9 protein-coding genes are annotated in these 18,686 nt (G+C 36.7%); 2 read left to right on the forward strand and 7 right to left on the reverse strand.

Annotation, left to right across the window (positions count from 1 at the left end):
- Positions 1-119 precede the first annotated feature (119 nt).
- A complete protein-coding gene (locus DUT69_RS13445) occupies positions 120-551 on the forward strand; it encodes a hypothetical protein (protein ID WP_113653763.1) in 432 nt (143 codons plus the stop codon).
- Positions 552-1,299: 748 nt separating this feature from the next.
- Here DUT69_RS13445 and DUT69_RS13450 read toward each other — a convergent pair.
- From DUT69_RS13450 to DUT69_RS13480, 7 genes are all read right to left on the reverse strand, one after another.
- Positions 1,300-2,547 (reverse strand): McrC family protein, encoded by a 1,248-nt coding sequence (locus DUT69_RS13450; RefSeq protein WP_162796314.1) that lies wholly within the window; start codon positions 2,545-2,547, stop codon positions 1,300-1,302.
- Complete coding sequence (locus DUT69_RS13455; protein ID WP_113653765.1) at positions 2,540-5,281, reverse strand: McrB family protein; 2,742 nt, start codon at positions 5,279-5,281, stop codon at positions 2,540-2,542. The genes DUT69_RS13450 and DUT69_RS13455 overlap by 8 nt, the downstream gene beginning before the upstream one ends.
- A gap of 49 nt (positions 5,282-5,330) precedes the next feature.
- Positions 5,331-6,881 carry a reverse transcriptase domain-containing protein gene (locus tag DUT69_RS13460; protein ID WP_113653766.1) on the reverse strand — a complete coding sequence of 517 codons (1,551 nt, stop codon included), beginning with the start codon at positions 6,879-6,881 and terminating at the stop codon, positions 5,331-5,333.
- 375 nt (positions 6,882-7,256) lie between these two features.
- Positions 7,257-8,585, reverse strand: coding sequence for a restriction endonuclease subunit S (locus DUT69_RS13465; protein WP_113653767.1), 1,329 nt, complete (start codon positions 8,583-8,585; stop codon positions 7,257-7,259).
- Entirely contained in the window at positions 8,572-10,194 is a 1,623-nt protein-coding gene (locus DUT69_RS13470) for an HsdM family class I SAM-dependent methyltransferase (RefSeq protein ID WP_113653768.1), read from the reverse strand. Before DUT69_RS13470 ends, DUT69_RS13465 begins: the two co-directional genes overlap by 14 nt.
- Positions 10,194-13,268, reverse strand: a complete 3,075-nt coding sequence (locus tag DUT69_RS19460; protein ID WP_113653769.1) for a type I restriction endonuclease — start codon at positions 13,266-13,268, stop codon at positions 10,194-10,196. Before DUT69_RS19460 ends, DUT69_RS13470 begins: the two co-directional genes overlap by 1 nt.
- 1,031 nt (positions 13,269-14,299) lie before the next feature.
- The gene (locus DUT69_RS13480) at positions 14,300-17,692 is read right to left on the reverse strand and encodes a gliding motility-associated C-terminal domain-containing protein (RefSeq protein WP_113653770.1); all 3,393 of its coding nucleotides are present in this window, start codon (positions 17,690-17,692) and stop codon (positions 14,300-14,302) included.
- A 386-nt stretch (positions 17,693-18,078) separates the two neighbouring features.
- On the opposite strand from DUT69_RS13480, the gene DUT69_RS13485 reads away from it, so the two are divergent.
- Positions 18,079-18,660: a hypothetical protein gene (locus tag DUT69_RS13485; protein ID WP_113653771.1), complete on the forward strand. Its 582-nt coding sequence runs from the start codon at positions 18,079-18,081 to the stop codon at positions 18,658-18,660.
- Positions 18,661-18,686: the final 26 nt, after the last annotated feature.

Consider the following 18,686-nt stretch of genomic DNA (forward strand, 5'->3'; position numbering starts at 1 on the left):
TAATTATTGTTAACGCTATAATAAACCATCTTGATAATCAAAGTTTAAAACTTTCAGTTGTTGAAAATTAAATATTGAGAAAAATTGTGGCTAAATAAATAGCGCATATTTGCCGCTATATGCGTACGTTCCTATTTAGATTAACATTATTAGCCGTTACTATCCTACTCTCAAGTGAAAAAATCAAAGCTGCAGATGGTTGTTACATCACCTCTGGCGTTGCTGAGCCAAGAATTTACTATATTCCTATTAATGGCGTTCCTTCTCCCCCCAGATTTTTTTCTGATGCTATTTTCTACCGATTAAGTTGTCCGCCAGGGAGTAATGCTAGCACCGAATACGCTATTCAGACGGGCACACCAAATGTAACGCCTTTTCGCTGCTATGCTGGATACTCGGGTTCTGGGAGCACTACCCACTCCGGAAACTATCGCCTTAATGGTACGCCAATTTCATTTAGAACAGTGTATTGCCCTTTAGATGACTATTTACCTCACTTAATGGTTGTTGTGAGCTGTCTTGGTTTTATAGCAATTAGCAAAAGGGGCTAATGTTAGCATTTGCTACATGATTAAATAGCAGATGAGCATTTTTAAACTTTTTTTAATCCGCGTACTATGGCAGGTATTGGGTTTCTAAAGACCTGCGCAACGTTTCGTCATGCTCAGCTTGATTGGGCATCGTAATGCGATTTGCAAATTATCCAAGCGCTTCTATTTTGCTTGCCCACGGTAGAACATCCCATAATTACGGTAGGCAGTCGAGTTTCGAGGGACCAGCGCAACGTTTCGTCATGCTCAGCTTGACTGGGCATCTTAATACCGTTCACAAATTACCCAAGCGCTTCTATTTTGCCTGCCTACGATAGGCCATCCCCATGTCTACGCTAGGCAGTCGAGTTTCGAGGGATCTGCAACAAGTTTCGTCATGCTCAGCTTGACTGGGCATCTTAATGCCATTTACAAATCACCCTTACTCGACCTCATAAATGCAAACCCAAAAGCTATTACACAGCTGTCTGTTGCTTTCTGCTTCGGTGATACGTTAGGCCAGGAGGCGCAATTAGCAACGGTACTGCTGTTTCGCAGTGTCCAACAGAGCGTGGGACAGAAAGAACGGCGGGGCCATGCGTAAGGCATTGGCCTTTAACCTTCGGATTACAAATCGTCCTTATCTTTAGTTCAAGATGCCCTGCGGAACATCTCGAATAGCTGGCAGATAAATTGACAAGCAAGTGAGTTCTGTTACAACTAAACCCCGATAAATATAAAATAATTAAAAGAATGTTCAGCAACCTATTTATTGATTTACAGACAAACTATCTTCGATCATCATAAACACTTTTTTTCCCAAATTCTTATCCAACCTACCCTTTTCATCCAATACCGTTACCAAAGCAATTCGCCCTAAATAACCGTTTCTGGCGTAAGTACCTTTTACAACAATTTTACTTTCCTTCGGACTAGGATACAACAGCATACCAACTTTAGCTTCCCAAAATTCGTTATACACATAAATTTGCCGCAAATCGTCCATACCAATACGGTCGTAAGCATAATTCTTCCACTTGGTATCTATAATGATGGTTTCGCCACTCGAAATATGCTTTAAAACAATATCTGGACGCATGGTTTTGCGCTCCCAAAATTGTTTACTGTCTTGCCCTTTTACCAACCATTCTTGATTTGCCTGCTGTTGAAGTTTAGCCAACACATACTTCTCCCACAAATCATTCATGTCAAACATGAGGGCCAACATCTGCTCATCGCCGTGTTTCACATTGGGCGAATAGTTCAAAATAATCAGCCTTGCCAAAGCAATCACCGTTTTGTAGGCTTGGTTTTTACGGTTAAAGTTGATTTTCTCAAAAGTCTGCGCCACAACCGCCAAAGCGCCTACCTCTGGAAAGTTTAGTTGAACAGCCTTACAGTGCCCGTAGCGATACGTACCTTTAGACATAGTTTCTACTACCTGTAAAGCCTCATTCATTACCTGATGCAATACATGGTCTGTATCATATACCTGATGCATGGTGTAAAACCTTTCCTGATGCACCAAGTTTTTACGGATATGCCCGGCAAACTCCAACTTCCCTTTTAAAGCTAACGTATTCTTGGTCTCCTTGCGATACTGCTTAATTAAACCTGCATGTACCAATTGCTCTACCTCAGTTAAAAACCAGTCGAAATAAATATCTAATAAATGAATGCTCTGCTTAGCTACGCTTGCCTGCCCTAGCTGATTAACCTTTAACTGATGCGTTACCTGCAACATTTCTATCAGCACATCTCGCCATTGGTTATTTTCGGCAGTACTTCCCTCTACTTTGGGCAGTACTTCAATTACTAGGTCATCCACTTGCAGCACACCAACGTAACTGTCAAATTTAATGCCTTCGTAAATTGGCGTAAAGTATTTGCTGTTGTGAAGTTCGTTCAGTTTTAGCAAAGCACTAAAGTACCTATCCTCAAAGCGTACCCCATCATACGTATTGTTTTTAAACAATCGCTGATGCTCAAATACCTGAATCAGTTTAAGCTTAGCCACCACTCAATAAAGTTTGTAAAGCTGCAATAATGGTCTCACCGGTAATCGGCCTCAACTCAAATTGGCGCTTACCATCAATGGCGTAAACTTCCAAATCGTCCATGACAGGAAATAACGATTGTACATTGTCAATTTGCTTCTTTGCGTTTACAAAACCAGCGCCCAAAACCATCGCCATTTTCTCATCATCGTGATAAAAATATTCTTTCAATAGTGGTATGATGCAATTGTTGAAAGCGTTGGCCAAAGCATGTGTATCATATACGTTAATTAAATAACTATGACCAATTTGATGGTCTACATCTAATAAGATTGCTATGCGTTCATTGATTCTCGTTAAAACCGTAGCCAGATCAACGCCTTCCAATATTCCAGCGCTTTCTTTTAAAGCACCATCATAAGTAATTCTCGAAGGCTCTGGCATCATTTCTTCAAATGCAAAACGCCTACGCAGAGCAGTATCTAAAGCTTCAACACTTCTATCTGCTGTATTCATGGTGCCAATAATGTACAGGTTGCTGGGTACCGAGAACTTTTGTTTGCTATAAGGTAAAACTACCTCGATAGTTTCTCTACATCTATTTTCGTGCTCTACAATAACAGGTTTGCGTTTACTTTCTTCAATTAAAGTAATTAGCTCCCCAAATATTGAAGAAACGTTACCCCTATTTATCTCATCTATGATCAGGACATATTTTTTTTCATCACTTGTTTTTTCAGTATAATTATGTTTTTGTTTGAGATAATTTATAACCCCAATAAAATAACCTTCCCAGCCAATAAATTTTTCCTCACCGGCAATTTGCTTTTTTAAATTTTCTTTAGTTAATGTTCCTTGTTTTTCCTTTTGCAAGCCAGTATGTAAAGATAGATTACCATTTGAATTAAGTGAAACTCCAAAACTCTTACCTTTTGGCGTAATCAGCTCCAATATACCCCCGTCAATGCTGGAAAGTTCTGTTGATAAACTGACATAAGCTAAATCAAAACCAACTTGATTTGGAGTTATTGAGTTGGTACATATTTCCTTAAATATCCCATCCTTAACATCATAAACAACGCTTCGTTTCCCATTTTCGTTCTTTTCTATTTCCGGTTTTATACCCTCCACAAAATCTTCATAGCTCATACTTTGGTGAAAGGTAGTGAACACAATTTGCCCATTTGTTACATAGGATTGATATCTTTCTTTTAACACCTCCCTACTTTCCAAAGCTAATACTTCCTCCGATTTGCTTTCAATGATAGAAAGTGCTTTATTAATAGTATGGTAGGTCTTACCTGTTCCAGGAGGGCCAAATAAAATCTGGTTTAAGGGATAATTTTTTGAAGGGCCCACACTTGCAGCACCATCGTCTGATGAGTTAATTTCTTTATCCATCGTTTCTCTTACGATTTGACCAATATTTGTTTCCATATAAAGCAACTGCTCCATTAATTTTTCAACTAGGTCTTCGTCGGTTGGCGAAATACCTAGTACTGTTCCAATACTTTTACTTCCCTCCTGCCAATCAACCCATTCAAGTTTTTCCGGAAGATCGTTCCCAATCAACCCAATAAATTTAAACTTATCGAAATCTTCAAAATGCAGGTCAACAAAGAAATTATTTTTCATTTCACCTCTAGTACGGATAGAGATTTCATAATGCGCTTTTTTATTTCCAATTTTACGTTCAGCATCTGCAATCCATACGAAACTGTCTTTCTTTCTTGAATCAAATCCATTGTCTTTGAAATATTGTCTCGACTTGTTTATCGAAAATTTGTTAAGTACATTTTCACTTTCTAACATCGAAGCTTCAAGCTCAAGTATTGTGTTGGTAAAAGAAGGTGCTTTTTTATCCAACATTTTATATAAGATGTCCTGTGCTAAAAGCCTGTGATTTTTGTCATCGAAGACACCATTGGGTAACGATGTATTTATTATATCCAATAGCTCAGAATCAGGCCTAATATATCCATCGATAAATTCGTCCATCAAGGCTAGATAATGGACATATATTTGATTCTTTTTAGCTGTAGCAATATTTTTTAGCTTACAATATTTGATATAGAAAGAATTTTTATAAAAAGAGTACTTATTCGGGAATTTGACAGTGAGAAAGGTTGCTATAGAACGCTCATCGTGATGATGTGATAGCGTTTCTCCCATACCTCTATAAATAATACTTATCTGTGTCTGAAAAGCGAGGATCCGATGTTCGAGTTCAATATTCTCATCAAACAATTTTATGAAACATTCACGATAAAGATCACCATTATCAATAACAATATGGTTTCTAACAGCGATACCATTGTGGTAAATCAAGTTCTTGTAGTTGATGCTTTTAATTTCTGCGCCAAAATCAACGGCATCCAAATTTGGCCTACCACCATAGGTAGCCAATAATTCCCATTTATAAATTTCATCAGATAGACCCTTTTTCAGCAGATCGTCTTTATAATCTTCAATTAGTTTTAAGACAGGGTCGTTATTCTTCAGCACTATAGTAAATTCATCTCCGAGGCCTTTCAAGAAATTCTGAGCCTCCTTAGTGTCAAGTTCCTTGTGCCCCAATAATTTGCCATTCGCGTATTCATTAGCTACAACAACCACATGCTTTGGAGGATACGGCTTACCATTGTATACCAAATCATAGACCATGGATTTGCCTAAGGGGTATCTTAACCCATTTTTATCAATATCTTCAATGGCTTGTAAAACGTGATGTCTAGTAATGTTATTTGGTACCATAGAGCGTTAAAAAAATCTACTTATAATTTAGTTGTTAATGGATAATGAGTTACTTTTTTATTTTTAGTTCACTTTGTTTTAAAAGGAAATTAAATTTGTACCAAAACCTTCTACTCTGATTTTTTATAGAATTGTCACCATTTAATTCTTTCAAAGTATCATTAGTTTTATAGACATAACTTAGATAGTTTCCCCAGTAATAAGTTTTAGATGCCTCATAAACATTTTTGTCCTTTTTTGAAGGTCTATAAACTACTTTTCTACCTGCACCTTTGTAAGTAAATCGTTTGTACAAACGTGTCTTAAATAAGTTATTATCTGGGTTTTTACTATGCTTAGCATAATCGGCACCTCGGTTTATTGCACCTTTCATTGAACGGTAAAATTTGGAAAATCCGGTATTTTTAATTAACGCTCGTCGCCCATCGAAAGAGAAGCCTAAATATTCTAAAGGCTTTCCAAACGCTGGCTCTTTCGTCTCATGATCAACCGCATAACCTGTAAATTTGCCATCGAGATCTTCAAATCTATAGACCTTAGTCTTTTTAGGCTCTATTGTAAGTTTGACTTTATTGCTGGCAACTACCCGATTTAATACATTGATAATTTCATCTTCATGCTCCATATCACAAACAATTATCAAATCGTCGCTGTATCTCTGGTAGAATCCAGAAATTTCATCTACTTCTTTAGAAATTTCTTTATCAAAATCTAACATATAGATATTTGCTAGAGTCGCACTTATAGGACTACCTTGCGGAATACCAGCATTATTTTTTTTACTTATTATCAGGTTTAAATTGTTGGCGATGAATTCTTTCTCATTGCAATATGCCACTGCATTTTTTTCTTTGGCAAATCTGAGGTCCGGTATGCTTTTCCTAAAATATTCTTTTTCAGTCGACGAGTTAATAATCCCTCTTCTTACGATCATAGTTTTGCCGTAATGTTCAAAAAGCTGTTGTGCTATAACATATCTAATTTTGGTGAGCCCTTTAAAAAGATTGTAATGGTCGGAGGGTAATGTTATTAGTCTGGGATTCTGCTTGCCGTTTAGAACTTCTATCCACTTACGCTTTAAAATTTTATGGTCGAGGTTGTCAAAAAAAGAAGTAATATCGGCAACAATTACCGTGAGCTTCTTATCATTATTTGCCTTTATGAATTCAAATGCTGTTTTAGCAAAATCAATATTACATTTATTTCCCTCTTTACCTATTTCAACTGGTATTTTCCTATATGCAACAACGGCATCATTGAATGGCTCATCTTTGATATAGTTTTCGTAAGCTTCCGTCAATAGCGAATTATATTTTGAAAATATTAAAGCGTCTAAGTGAGATGCAAAATACGTTTCCCTAACTTTAGGGTTGTCGGCAATCCTTTCCCATTTACCACTAGGGTTCCTAACCTTAATTAAGTTATTTGATCTGAACCTTCTTTTGAGTATAGATTTATTAATGAGCGGGAAAAAACTATGCTTAGCTATTGTTGTTGGATTTGAGACATAATTCTTCACACGATTATAATCCTTAATCGTTATTGGTAACCCAATATGAGGATACCGTTTTAGCTTAAACCATTCTTCTAATTCTTTCATTTAAAAAAGGGGGCAGGCTACGTAGCAGGTTAAGAATGTACATGCTCAGGTTTTAAAAACCTCGAAGCTTTACCCATTGCTGAGTTATTTCAACGCTACTCTATTCAGGTATAGAAATTGTTACCTTTGTTTCATCAACAGTAAACATCATTACAATGCTACGTAAACAATTCATCAGTTCTAATTCCCGGTTCTTCACAGCCATCTGGCCGTTATTTACATTCTCCGTACTAATTCTTTCAAATTATTTGGAAATTGGTATTACCTTCTCCACCTAGCGTAATTTCTAGCGTGGTACTTTTTAGCCAAACGTAACATTCCGACCGTATCAACTGCCCCCAGTATTTTTAGTTAATTATTGATAGTTTTATAATCTTATTTCCCCTCCGCAACCATTCCCAACTCCTCTCCCACCATTTCATAAGCATATTTAACCGTAACCTGCCCATTCATTAACATTGGCAATAACCAATCTCTTAACGAAGCTAGTTCCTGGTTTTGTTGATTATTTAGCTCCCTTTTTCTTCTTATATTAAGGGCTAATTTTTCAAAATTATCTTCTAAATAATTTGGAGGCCGAGTTACTAATAATTCTTTTATTCCTCTAACATTTAAACTTTGAAAAAATGTACCATTATCAGTGTTTATTATAATTTGCCGTTTCATTTCAGCACCTTGAAAGGAGTAATATAAAAAAGTTGGATCAATTGTTTTTGGTCTTATCGCGGTAATATTTCTGCCAATGCCAGCTACCATATTTTTAGGTATTTGTGATAAACTTGCAACCCTTCCAGCGTTTGTAATTACTAAATCATGATCTTTAACCTCAATTCTTTTAGTCCATCTTTCATATTCATCCTTTGAAACAAAGTATTTAGAAGACACGTCAATCAAGCCATCATCTTTAATATTTTCAAGCTGTAGTAAATAACAGGCTTCATTTTCATAGTAATAATCTGATTTTTTTGAATGCAGGCAATCAACAATTTCACAACAAGATGATAGTTTCTCAATCGTCCACCCTTTCGGTATCTCCCTTTTCAAAACCTCACTATAAACCATTTCGCCACCAGATGTTTTATAAGGTTTGCCATCTGCACCAGGGAAATCAAACTGTACAAACCAATAATCATAAAGCGTTTTGGCCATGGCTTCTAATTCCGCATTTATTTTATTGTTCAGCTCTATTTTATCATCTAATGCGGAAAGAACGGAAGCGATTTTATTTTGAGTTAAAATGTCAGGTATAAAAAGCTTAAGTAGCTTAAAATTAGTGGTGGCTTGAGCTAATGCAGGTACCCCAACATGATTTTTAAACGAAAGAAGCTTCTTTTGTCCGTATTTACTAAGCATCAAATAGGCAAAATAAATCGGGTTAATCGAATCTTTAAATCTAACTCTGAATTGACTTTGAGAAATTACGTATCTTTCAAACTTAGAATCAAACGGAATATAAGCAACCTGCCCCAAAGTTCCTCGATGAGTAATAACGATATCACCTCGTTTTGCATTAGCTTTTCCTAACGAATTTGCTTTCTTCTCGGATACATATTTGAAACCGTGCTCAACTAATTTATGATTTGTCAAGTTTGAGCCATTTAACACAGGAACTCCTGATGAAATAAAATTATCTATTTTGATATTAGAACCAAATGGACCCATTGATATCTCTTGAATATACTCTTTCAAACTAACCTCTTTCATACATCAACCCCTTCAATTGCTTCTGAATTTCACTATCCAAAATATTGCCCTCCGTAAAAAGACCGCTCAACCTATTCTCAAACCCCTCCATTTTTTTTAAAAATTCCTCAGCAGTAATATCCACATAATCAATCTTCACTTCAAAATACTGCCCTGCAGAGAAAGAATAGTTTTTAGCTTTAATATCCTCAGCAGAAACCACTACGCTAAAATCGTCAATTGCTTGCTTTTGGTTCATTGCATCAATAATGCTTTGCTCTTCAGTTGGCGTTAAAACCGTACGTTGGTTTTTCCCTTCTTTAATAGTATCGCCTAGTTTACTGGCATCAACCAATACAATATGTTCAGCATCGGCTCGGTTATCTAAAAATAAAACGCTTACATTGGTACCTGTACTAGCGAAAATATTACTCGGCATACTTACCACCCCACGCAATAGTTTACGCTCTATCATGGCTTCACGTATTTTTCGTTCAATTCCGCTTTGGGCAGTTATAAAACCTGTAGGCACCACAATAGCTCCTTTCCCTTTTGCACTTAAACTGTACATGATATGCTGTATAAATAGCAGGTAAATGGCCATGCTTTCTTTTTTAGCTTTCGGAATATTTGGAATACCTGCAAAGAAGCGGGTTTTGTTGATGTCTTTATCTAAGGCGACACTAAAATCAGAGAAATCCAATTTAAAGGGTGGATTGGAAACGATATAATCGAACTTTTCTTCTCGGTAATAAGGCTCTAAAATGGTATTGCCTTTAATAATATGTGGTATGCTATGGCTTAAATTGTTCAACACTAAATTTAAACGCAACATATTGCTAGATTTTTGCGAGATATCTTCACTATATATACTGCAATTATCTTCGCCAATGGCGTGGGCAATATTCATCAATAAAGTTCCAGAACCCGCACTCGGATCGTACACTTTTACGCCCTTTGGTTTATCGTTTACCATAATAGAAGCCATGATACGGGCAACGGCATGTGGCGTGTAGTATTCGGCATATTTACCACCACTATCAGTATTGTAATCTTTAATCAGGTATTCGAAAATGGTGGCAAAGAAATCGTATTTTTCGTTAAACATTCCCTCGAAGCTAAACTCAAACAATTTGCTGATTAAAGCTTTGCAAAAAACATCGCGTTGCGAGGCATCACTAATGAAATTGCTTAACTCATCAAACATTTTATCTTTTGCACCACTTGCCGATTTTACCGAATAGATTTCTGCATTGTTGATGCTAATTTCACGTAGCGTATCGTCAAACAGCTTAGCAAAATCGTTGCTGTTTTGCTTATTGTGTAAATAGGTAATGGTTTGGTGCGGATAGAGTTGTGGCGTATTGGCATTGATAAAGGCAAACAAAAAGTTGTATTGCTCTTCATCCAAAGCTTCTAATGCTTCCTGAAAGTTAGGTGCTTCGGCTAATTTAAAATCTTCCAACTTTTTAGCTTCGTGGGCAAATTTATCGTTCATAAACTTATACAGAAAAATCTGTGTAATAATTTTAAACTCGTTGCCATCGTTGCCCAAGCCATAATTGGCACAAACGCTTTTTAAGCTATCAATAAGCTGTTTGGTTTTGGTAATAAAAGTTAAGTCAGTCATTAAATGTAGTTATTATATTGTTGCAGGTATTCGCCTGCAATCATGGTATTAATGGTTTTGGTGGTATTAAAATCTAACTTGATTTTTTGGTTCTTCACAAACTCTGTAGCTACCAAATTGAGCAGATAACGGTTAAAGAAAGCCTCGTTATCCATAATATTACGGTTATTTAGCAACTGGTCGTCGGTTTGTTGTTTTATGTTCATCAAGGCTTGGTGCAATTGAATTTCTTTAGCACTGATGCTACTGTTTTCTACCAAACGTTTATGTAAGCGGGCATATTTTTCATCTTGCTCGTACTTAGCTTTTAGTAAGTTGTTTTTACGGTTCAGTTCCGTTACCTTATCGTAAATAGATTTGAGGAGCAAAATATTATCACGCATATCTTCTTGGTCTACCTCTCCTAAATTCTTTTTCTTAAATATTCGTTCCAATTCTTCACGAAGCGATATAAAAGCAGGGTCTTTTTGGTCGAAATTGAATAACAAAGCCTCTCTAGTACGTTTTAACTGGCCCCGTAGCTGGTCAGCTAAAATGAGTTCTTCTTCGCTTACTTTAGTAAATAAGAAGATTACATCTTCTAAAGCCGAATTCAATAAATTGGTGGTATCGGCTTCGCTATTTATATTATCTATGAGGTTGAGCTTATCTAATTGTGCTTGCGCTACACTTAGTAATTGGTTTAGTTTAAAGAAGTCTAGCTTATCTAGCTGTTCATCCAAGCCTTTTAAGCGGATGATATTCTTAAGTTCTTTGGCATTCGCTAGAACCTTGATTAAATCTAATAAATCCTGTTTGTCTTTTATGTCGCTTACCTGTTGGCTAAAAACTTCTGCATTTACTGCATCGAAATGGAAAAGTTTTTCTTTTATCTCTAAAATCTCAGCTTCAATCTCTTCTTGCGATTTAAAAAGATTGGTATAGTTGGTCATTTCGTTGCCCAACTCATTTTGCAATTCCTTGAAATAATTATCGTTTGTTTCGCGAAAGGCAGAGCTTATATCAGCAAAATCAACTACATAACCGTATTTGTATTTTTTATAAGGGCGGTTTACACGGGTTAAGGTCTGTAATAGATTATGGTCTTTAACTACTCTTGCTAAATACAATTTCTTTAACCTTTTGGCGTCGAAACCCGTGAGCAGCATATTGTAAACAAATAGAATGTCAACTTCGCCAGCTTTAAACTGTTTTACTTGTTCTTTTCTGTCATCTTTAGAATTTACATCATGTAGAATTAAAGCACCTCTTAAATCTTTTTGCTTTTTACCGTAACCATCGTTTGGTTCAGCCACCATTCCCAACGATTGTACCTCTTGCTCGCCGTATAATTCTTCGAAATATGCAAACAATCCTTTCGCTTGTTTACTCGTATCACAAACTACCATTGCACCCAAACTATTGTCGCCTTCGGTTTTTCTAAACTGGATTAAATCCTTTACGATATAATCCAACATCGGTTTCACAAATTTCTGGTGGGCAAATACTTCGCTCTTATCAATATCACCCTGCAAAAGCTGGATCTGTTCCAACACTTCTTTCATTTGCATTTTGTAGGTAGTATCAATACCTTCTCGTATTAAACGCAAAGTATAGCCATCGGCGATGGACATGTTGTAATAATACTTATGAATGTATTCTCCAAATAATGCTTTGCTATCAAATTCTTTAGCTACTTCTCTCAACAACGGCGTTCCTGTTAAAGCAATTTTAATGGCGTCTTCATCAGAACGAAGTAGATTTACCAATGCTGTTCCTTTAGGATTATAGCCTCGGTGTGCTTCGTCAATAAAATAAATCCGTTGAATGTTTATATCGTAAGCTAAATCTTTTACGGCAACAGTTTCTTCGGTAAACTTTTGAATGTTGACAACAGAAATTTCACGATCGCCGGAACTATTATGTACTACACTTACTTTTTTGATGTCTTCTAAAAATTCAGTTCTAGAGTTTACCCGATAAACTACTAATCCTCTATTACCGAACTCAGTACTAGCTTGGTTAGCCAAATCAATACGATCAACAATAAAATAGAATTTGGCAATGATGTTTCGTTTTTGGAAATAATCCGTCAAAAATTTAACGTTGTAAAAAGCCAAAGCTGTCTTGCCACTTCCCTGCGTATGCCAGATAATTCCTTTCTTAACTCCCTCATTCAGTTTATGCTCAATTGCTTTTGTGGCGAACATTTGCGGGTAACGCATGATGTGCTTAAGCGTAACGATTTTACCCTTAATCTCTTCATCAACATAAGCAATAGTATATTTTAGGATAAAGGCTAACCTATCTTTATTAAGCAAAGAAGTTAAAATGGTATTGGTAGGTGTGTTGTAATGTTTATTGGTAATAAATTCTGGCGAATGTTTTATCGCTATGATGTTGTTATCCTTTAAAATTAGATTTTCTATTTCATCACTTTCAGAAGCCATTAAATGGGTTAAGTTTAAATTTTCTTCTTCCCTAAAATAGTTGAATTGCAAATCAGTATAAGCAGATGTAGCATAATAAGCTCCTTGCAAAGGCTCTATCACACCATCCTCATAAGGCATATTATTAGAGAACAACATCATTTGGGTGATATTGGCAAAACGCTTAAATTTCTTGTTCTTGTAGCGGTCGTTTATACGTTTTCTCTCTGCTAGAACACCGTCTTTATTATTGGGCTTTTTAACCTCGATAAATACCAATGGCATTCCGTTAATTAAGATGGTAATGTCTGGTCTAAATTCTTCTTCTCCGTTTTTACAGGTTAATTCTGTAGTTACATGGAAGCTGTTATTATTGAAATTTTCGAAGTCAACAAGCTTAATACCTGATGTTGCGGTTAAACTTTTATAAAAATCTCTACCTAAATCATCAAAATCGAGTTTTAAGGTCAATTCTTCTAATAATCTACTAACATCCGCTTCATCAACACTAGGGTTAATTTTACAAATACTTTTTGTAAAAATTGCTGGGAATATATTTGTTTCTTCTTGCCTAAATTGCTCTTTTCTAGAAATGTAGGTATAGCCTAAACGAACCAAATGTAATAGTGCAGGAATTTTTACGCGTGAATCTTCGTTAAAAGCCATTAAAATTTAAATAGTTATACTCAATAGTTGGGTAATATATTATTTTTTTTTGCCACAACAATGTATTAAATCGAAATGAACATTAATGTTTAATTTTCCATAAAAGTAAAAAAAATACTATGATTTAATTACGGTTTCCCGTACTCAAGTGTACAAATCGTTTTTCGTCTGTCGTTCTTGGTAGTTGCGATTTTATCAACTCCGGTTTTAGCTGTAGCACTATAGTCAAATAGCTTTTTAAGCGCATTATGCCGAGACTATATAGCTAGGTATAGGGAATGACGGATGGTTGAGTTACTTAGGTTATCCACAGCCCTATCTTTACCCAAGCCAAGGGTTAAATTCAAATAAAACCCTAAAGCCTATAAATACCCTCATCCATGGCTCAAGCATAGATCAAGTATAGATCAAGTATAGATGAAGTATAGATAAAGCACAGTTGAGGCATCATTAACAAAATTCAAAAACATGCTTCATTTGATTGAAAGGCAATATTACATTTTAAAATTCAGCCGATTTTAAATAAGTAGAGACCCAAAAATTAACCTCATTAAAATTTCTTATTAGTTAATTTAGCTCTTGATAGCTTGTAATTTCTAAACCTAATTCGTCTGCTGTTAACGCTCATTTACCATATTAATTCTAGCCACCTTTTTCAACCCTCAACTTAAAGACTTTTCCGATGACATAAGACTAATGAGGTTGATGATAACACCAACCTTAATAACCCTTCCTTTTTGATCGCTTGCCCAGCCAATGATCCCTCGGTTCCTATTGCACGATGCTTCGGTAGTATCTCGGTACTATATTGGTAAAATATCGTTTCAAAGAGATTTTACTAACACCATATTCCAAAGTCGGAATGACATTTCTTCGTTGTTCGTTTGTCGTTTGTCGTTGCTAAAGACTGCTTACTCCTTGCTCTTTGCTCCTTACTCCTTGTTCTTTGCTCCTTGCTCCTTTCTCCTTGCTCCTTAATCTTTGCTCCTTGCTCTTTATTCCTTGCTCCTTGCTCTTTGGCAACAATCCATCTATTTTATTATCAATAAACTACCGCTAATTTCTTTACAGTTACTACCAAATTTAATTACGTAGTAATAAGTTCCAGGTGCTAATAACTCTCCAGCCTTGGCACCATCAAAAATGCTGGCATTGCCTAATGAATTAAATACCACGGTGCCGTAACGGTTAAAAACTGATACTTGGGCTTTTGGAAATTTATCGATGTTTTTTATGAGCCATTTATCATTTATACCATCGCCATTAGGGCTAAAACTATTCGGGATATCGATTCCGCCCTGCGTTACTTTTATAGGTATAGGTGCTTTTTCGCTCTCGCAATTGGCAAAGGCATAACTCATGTATAAAGTTTTTTCATCTTTAATATTTAGGTTAAAGGTGCCGGTATTGCTCGTTGCGATTGGTGTGATTGCATTTTTATCGTCGTACAACCTGTAAGTGCCTACTGCTGGGTTGGCTACCACGATTAACGCCTCTCCAAATGCGCAGATATTTACGGGTCCAACCTTTGGCATAGGCGGAGCTTCGTTAACATTGCTTATGATAACTGTTGTAATTGCCGTACTACAAGCATTGCCACTTGCATCGGTAACGGTTAAGGTATAAGTACCCCGTTTTAAATTAGTTAGTGTTGATTGGTTACCAATGGTTTGACTAAGTTCATTTGTCCACTGGTAGGTATAGGGTTGCATACCTCCCGTTACTGTTACCAGGTTTACTGCGCCCTTGCCACTTTCGCATTGATCCATTGTTAAATCTTCATCTTTAACATTTACATTTATTGGGGCTATCCTATCTATGGTATATTTCTGATAAAATGTTTCGCAGCCATTAGGATCTGTGAGGTACAAATTGTAATCTCCCTCTTTTAATCCTGTAATTTCGGTCGTGTTGCCAATGCTTGCTCCGCTTTGATCTACCCAACGTAATGTTTTAATAATGGGTGCATTTGGTGCTGGCCTAATGCTGATACTACCATTATTTAAGCCACAAGAGGCCGAAGATTTTGAGAAGGCGAAAACTGGGTAAACTACGGGCAGTTGTTTTGCTATTGTATATTTTTTGCTGTCTTTAAAGCAGGTACTGTTGGCAACCCTTAAATAGTAAACGCCGGGTTTTGCATTTTCTAATTTTGCGTTGTCTCCTACCCTAGTATTATTTTCATCAAACCATTGGTAACTAAAAGTTGCATCGGCCGATGTGGCTATGATATTGCCAATTTTACCATCGTTTGCCATACAACTGGCATCGTTAACCTGCACTGCTTCTTCGTTTAAGCTAATGCCATTTAATTCGGCTATGGTGTAAGTGGAGATGGAGGTACAAATACTCTCGTCTTTAACCTCTAGGTGATATTTGCCCGGAGGTACAGCTATCAAATCCTTGGTCGTAGCAATGATTTCCTGCTTTTCGTTTCGCCATTTGTAGCTAATTACACCGGCACCACTAACATTTATATTTTTAATGCTTCCTGTGGCCGAGATACAATTAGAAGATGTGATTTCGATGGTAGAAATATCAATAATCGGGGCTCCAATGTTTTTGATTTGCACAGGGCCGTAAACCAACTCGCAGTTATCGTTAGTAACGATTTTTAGCGTGTAGCTACCTGCCTTTAGTTTGTTTATTGAAAGCGTACTGCCTTTTACTTCGTTTAATTCATTTGTCCACGTTAGCGACTTAATGGTAAAGTTACCCGCATTAATTAAGGATAATCCGTTGATAGCGCCATTTTCATCATTACAACTGGCATCTACTTTGGCCAAAAATCTATCTTGTATCTTTGGTTGTGCATCTAATACGTTTAAAAACCTTTTTTCTGTTTTGCAACCTGGCCCGAGAAAGGCGGTAAATGCGTAAGTACCTGCTTTAAGTCCCGTTATGTCTGGTTGGTTTCCAATCACATTATTGTCTGCGTCTAGCCACTCGTAATGGGTAGCACCGGCAACTTGAATGCCTTTGATAGCTCCGTTTGATAATCCACAGGTAGCATTAGTAGTTACTACATTAGCAAAGTTTACGCTGATACCTAAAAACTGAGAGGTTCTGTTATTTAAGGTTGCCGAAGCTGTAAAACCTGAGTTGCTGGTAACGGGCATAGACCAAGTGCCCTCGGCGGTAGCAAAGGTTGTTCCTTGATATGTTTTTGCTTCGCATTGGGCACACTCCCCGTCAGAAAAAACTTCAACTTCGGCGTTGGGTGTTGCGGTGCCTGTAATTACACCATTGTTGAAACTGGTAATTGCTATTTTGGGAATTTCTACCTTTGAATTTTCTGACCGATATAATATAGGCGTTGCGGAAACGCAATAAATTGAATTTCTTTCTAACAGGATATCCCCGCAATTAGAGGCGTATATCGCACTGGTCCCGGCGCCGAAATTTACGCGGTAAGCCATTAAATTGGGCTCGCTGGCGTTTTTACCTCCGATTTTAATATTGTTACAATTTTGCAGATCAATCATAGAATAACAGTAGGCTTTGGTCATATCGCTATTTAAACCTATTCTGTTACCTTGAATAACACCGGAGACTAAAATGTTTTTTAGGCTAAAACCGCCACTTAAAATTACATTGTTGTTTATAATTTCAATTCTTTTAAAATCCTGAAAGTTGTTGGCGCTGCCTATTCCTGAGGGTAATCCCTCGGTACCGAAGTTGTTGTTTTTAACTTGGCAAAGCTCGCCTACTTTTTCTACCGATTGTGTAGAGGGGTTAATGCCCGAAATCATTACGCCATAGTTTCTATAACCCCAAGAGTTGCCTTCGGCTTTTGTTTCTCCGCCTAACATAATGTTGTCGCAAAGGCGGAGATCAACCGTACCGCCAAATGCTGTTCCTGTAACGCTAAGTTTATCTGGAGTAATACCAAACCAATTAGCCGAAATTTTAATCTTATTGGTTTTAAACATATAGATATCATAATCGCAAAACAGGAATATATTGCCTTTGCCGACAGCCCCAATATTAATTGCTGAACTCCCTGTAATGTTGATTGTTCTAACCCCACGCTGGCCCGAGCCAAAGTTTGAAAAACATAGTCCGTAAATTTCTACGTCGTGAACGTTTGTTCCATTAAAAGCACCCAATTGGTTAGTTATGTACTCGTTTAGGGTTTCTATGGTAACTTTAGCATCCGAAACGCCTAATTTAGCACCCGGAAAAGTTGTACCATCGATTACTAATGAAGATGATAAAATTAAGGGACTTGTGATGCTTATTTTGCTTGCGCCTGTTGCAAAATGTATATAGTCGGTTTCTGCATTGCCGTTTGCGGCTGCTAAGCTTAATGCTTGCCTCAATGTTCCCGCACCACTATCTGCTCCACTTGTTACGGTAAAAACAGTAGCCTTTGCATTTAGCGCAACAAGGAATAAGGCAAGAAAAAGCGAGACGCGAAACATAGCGGGTTAAATTTGCAATTTAATTTGAAAAAATGAATTAAAATGATGGAAATAATTGTTTGAACTTGGTTAGTTGATTAGTTCATTTCTATCATTAGTTCATCGGCAGTTATATGTTTTAGCCAGCGCTAAATAACACAGAGGTATCTCCTAGCGTCTATATGACGGGTTAGATGTTAAAGTGACGGTATATGGATTACTCAAGACTCCGGACTCCCTACTCTCGACTCAAGACTCTGGACTCCGGACTCCGGACTCCGAACTCACAACTACTAATACGCATATTGGGCAAAATTCCACGAATAATAAACTAAACGCATCAAATAATAACCACTTAAGAAACAAAAAAATATAATCATCATCTTTAATTCAAGATAGACTCAAAAATGGAAAAACTTAGATATCATTTTCTTTTCTTACTGCTGTTTTTAACGTCGGCAGCTTATGCGCAAAGCACCCGAAAAATTGTAAAGGATTTTGATGGTGATTTAAAGAAAGATAGCGTACGTATAGACGATGACAAAAAAGTTTTGGTTTTGTGGTTATCCACTAAGCAATATAAAAAGGTTGAAAGCAAACCTATAAACTATTTAAATTTTGGCAATACTTTGGTAGCTACCAAAACTGGATTTGAATTTTGGAACAACTACGACCGTTCGGGTTTTATTAGTGTTTTCAAATACAACAAAACTGCTAAAAAAATGCAACTGGTACAGATGCGTAGAACGGATGATAAACTTGGCAGAGAAAACCCAAATGAAGGACTTTTTGAATCAAGCATCAATCTGCTTACAAACAAATATTTGGGTGTGATTAAGAGAGAAGTGAAAGGCAAAACAGTAAAAACATTTATTAATGCCGATATAACCTATCCAAAAACCTATTTAGAAACGTTTGGCGATGCAATCAATTTTGATTATCAGGAAAAATGCATTGCGAATTATGAAAAATTTAATGCGAAGAAATAAACGTTCGCACCTCACAAAAACAGCAT

The sequence above is a fragment of the Pedobacter namyangjuensis genome (assembly GCF_003313325.1).
Taxonomy (GTDB): domain Bacteria; phylum Bacteroidota; class Bacteroidia; order Sphingobacteriales; family Sphingobacteriaceae; genus Pedobacter; species Pedobacter namyangjuensis.